We start from the raw sequence: 3,291 nt of genomic DNA, 5'->3' as shown, positions 1-3,291 counted from the left end.
CGGTCCTGGCGTATTTGAAGAACACCCGTCCCGCCGGGCGGCGGACAGGCCGCACCGGGAGCCGGGCGGAGGCGTCCACGGCCTTACCGTATCGTTCTGGCATTCGAGACAGGAGAGACCATGACCGCAAGCGGCGGATTCCCCTTCCTGACCACCTTGATGGTTTTGCCCCTGGCGGCGGCCCTGGCCGCGCTCCTCCTGCGGCGCGAGGCCGCCGTCAGGTGGTTCACCCTGGCGGTGGGGCTCTTGGAGCTGGGCCTGGCGGTTCCGCTGCTCAGCTTCCGGCCCTCGCAGCCGGGCTTCCAGTTCGTGGAGCTGGCGGACTGGGTGCCCCAGTGGGGCATGCACTACCACCTGGGCCTGGACGGGCTGAGCCTCATCATGGTGCTGCTCTCGGTGTTCCTGCTGCCGCTGTGCGTGCTGTGCTCCTGGACGTACATCACCAAGCGCATCAAGGAGTTCCACATCTGCCTGCTGGTGATGACGGCGGCCTGCGTGGGCGTGTTCTCCGCGCTCGATTTCGTGCTGTTCTACGTGTTCTGGGAGGCCATGCTGGTGCCCATGTTCCTGCTCATCGCCGTGTGGGGCGGGCCGGAGCGGCGCTACGCATCGCTGAAGTTCTTCCTCTACACCCTGGCGGGCAGCACGCTCCTGCTGGTGGCCATCATCGCCTTCAGGGCCGTGGGGGGCAGCTTCTCCATACCCGAGTTGCTGGGGCATGAGTTCCCGGTCACCTTCCAGCGCTGGGCCTTTTTGGCCATGGCCCTGGCCTTCGCCATCAAGGTGCCCATGTTCCCCTTCCACACCTGGCTGCCCGCGGCGCACGTGCAGGCCCCCAGCGCGGGCAGCGTGATCCTGGCGGCGGTGCTACTCAAGATGGGCACCTACGGCTTCATGCGCTTCTGCCTGGGCCTGACCCCCGAGGCCAGCCACTTCTTCGCCCCGCTGATGATCGGGCTCTCGGTGATCTCCATCCTCTACGGCGGGTACACGGCCCTGGGGCAGACCGACCTCAAGCGCATGGTGGCCTACTCCTCGGTGGGGCACATGGGCTTCGTGACGCTGGGCATCTTCATGTTCAACATGCAGGGCCTCACGGGGGCGCTGATGCAGATGCTCAACCACGGCATCACCACGGGCGCGCTGTTCATGATGCTGGGCGCGGCCTACGAGCGCAGCCACAGCCGCGAGATGGCCGACCACATGGGCATGGGCAAATACCTGCCCGCGTTCATGGGCCTGTGGGGGCTGTTCGCGCTGTCCTCCCTGGGGTTCCCCGGCACCAACAGCTTCGTGGGCGAGCTTCTGGTGCTCACCGGGGCCTTCAAGGCCAACCTCTGGGCCGGGGCGCTCTCTATCCCCGGGGCGCTGCTGGCGGCGGCCTACATGCTGCGCGCCACGCGGAGCATGGCCTGGGGCCAGCCCGCCACGGCGAAAGGCTGGGCGGACCTGAACATCCGGGAGTGGACGGCCCTGGTGCCGCTGGCGGTGCTGGTGATCTGGATCGGCTTCGCGCCCGGACTGGCCATGCGCTCCATGGAGCCCACCGTGGCCCGGCTGCTCGAGCACGTGAACACCCGCACGGCCCTGGCCCACAAGGACGCCGCGCCGTCGCTGGCAGGGCCGCCGCTGGCAGGGCCGGGAGCGGACCCGCAAACGATCATCGCGGAGGTGACGCCGTGAGCGCCCTGGTGCAACTGGCCCCCGAAGCGGGCATGGCGGCCCTGGCCCTGCTGTTCCTGATCGAAGCCCTGGACTTCGCCAAACTTGGCGCGCTGCGGGCCTGGGCCGCGGCCGCCGTGGCCGCGCTTGCGCTGCTGGCCCTGGGGCAGCGGGGCGTGCTGTTCGGGGGCTGCTACAGCCTGGACGCGCTCTCGCAGTTCTTCAAGGCCGCCGTGGCCGTGGGCTTCTGCGTGGTGGTGGCCATCGGCTCCCGCCCGCGCGAAGTGGAGGAGGCCAAGCAGCCCGACTACTTCATGCTCCTGGCCATATCCTCCCTGGGGCTGATGCTCCTGGCCTCGGCCACGGAGCTGGTGACCATGTACCTGGCCCTGGAGCTTGCCTCCCTGAGCCTCTACGCCGTGGCACCGCTGCGCGCCCAGAGCCGCCCGGCCGCCGAGGCCGCCGTGAAGTACATCATGTACGGGGCCATGGTCACGGCGCTCTCGCTCTATGGCCTGTCGCTCATCATGGCGGCGCAGCACACCACCTACGTGGCCGAGCTGGCCGCCAAGCCCTGGAGCGTCGCCGCCGCGCCCCTGGCCGTGATCGGGCTGGCGCTCTACCTGACGGGGTTCCTGTTCAAGCTGGCCCTGTTCCCGTTCCATTTCTGGTGCCCGGACGTGTACCAGGGAGTGGGCAACGAGACGGCTGCCTTCGTCTCCACGCTGCCCAAGCTGGGTGCGCTGGCCGTGCTGGTGCGCCTGGTGGGCGCCATCGGGCTGGACGCCCAGACCGCCGACGCGCTGGCCGCGCTGGCCGCGCTCTCCATGACGGCGGGCAACTTCTCGGCCCTGGTCCAGAAGGATCTCAAACGCCTGCTGGGCTTCTCCAGCGTGTCCCACGCGGGCTACGCGGCCATGGGGCTGGTGGCGGGCGGCCCGGACGGGCTGACCTCGGCCGCTTTCTACGGCGTGTGCTACCTGCTGATGAACCTGGCGGCCTTCTATGTGGTCTGCCGAGTGCGCCAAGACGGCCAGAACCCCACGCTCTCCGACCTGGACGGCCTGTACCGCACCTCGCCGGGCATGGCCTTCGTGCTGCTGGCGGCGGCGTTCTCGCTGGTGGGGCTGCCGCCCACGGCGGGCTTCACGGGCAAGTTCTTCCTGCTGAGTTCCTTGTGGGGCCACGGGCACGACTGGCTGGTGATCGTGGCGGTGCTGAACACGGCTATCGCCATCTATTACTACCTGAACATGGTGCGCCACGCCTACACCGCCGAGCCCGCCGCCGAAGGGGCCTCCCCCGTTGCGGGCGGGCTTGCGCCCCTGCTGGGGGCCTCGCTGGCGGTCTGCCTGCTGGGTGTCGGGCTTTATCCCGCGCCGCTGCTGGGCCTGGCCCAGGCGGCGGCCAAGGTCGTGCTGCCGTAACGCCGCGTGGAAGCCTCCCTTTCTGGGCGCGAAGCCAGAAGGGAGTCGAGAGGGAGGAACTCCCTCTCGCGGGGTCCAGGGGCGGCGCCCCTGGCCGCCGGAGGCTTCTTTCTTCGGGTGCAACGCTGCTAGGTGAGGAAGCCTCCGGCGGGGGGGGGGGGGGGGGGGGGGGGGGGGGGGGGGGGGGGGGGGGGGGGCGCGG

Annotated in this window: 2 protein-coding genes; both read left to right on the top strand. The window is 69.8% G+C overall.

The genetic code is table 11. The features are described from left to right. Nucleotides 1-120 precede the first annotated feature (120 nt). Nucleotides 121-1,683 carry a complex I subunit 4 family protein gene (locus tag MLE27_RS17825; protein ID WP_243313983.1) on the top strand — a complete coding sequence of 521 codons (1,563 nt, stop codon included), beginning with the start codon at nucleotides 121-123 and terminating at the stop codon, nucleotides 1,681-1,683. Nucleotides 1,684-1,715: 32 nt separating this feature from the next. After that, complete coding sequence (locus MLE27_RS17820; RefSeq protein ID WP_423747993.1) at nucleotides 1,716-3,089, top strand: NADH-quinone oxidoreductase subunit N; 1,374 nt, start codon at nucleotides 1,716-1,718, stop codon at nucleotides 3,087-3,089. The last annotated feature ends 202 nt before the right edge of the window (nucleotides 3,090-3,291 follow it).

Origin of the sequence: Fundidesulfovibrio agrisoli, assembly GCF_022808715.1 — a bacterium.
GTDB lineage: Bacteria > Desulfobacterota > Desulfovibrionia > Desulfovibrionales > Desulfovibrionaceae > Fundidesulfovibrio > Fundidesulfovibrio agrisoli.
The sequence above is the reverse complement of the archived record's forward strand: the minus strand, read 5'-3'. Positions and strand labels throughout refer to the sequence as shown.

Coding starts and splice junctions, on each gene's coding strand:
- MLE27_RS17820 (WP_423747993.1), top strand. CDS start 1,716: ATGGCGGCCCTGGCCCTGCTGTTCCTGATCGAAGCCCTGGACTTCGCC.
- MLE27_RS17825 (WP_243313983.1), top strand. CDS start 121: ATGACCGCAAGCGGCGGATTCCCCTTCCTGACCACCTTGATGGTTTTG.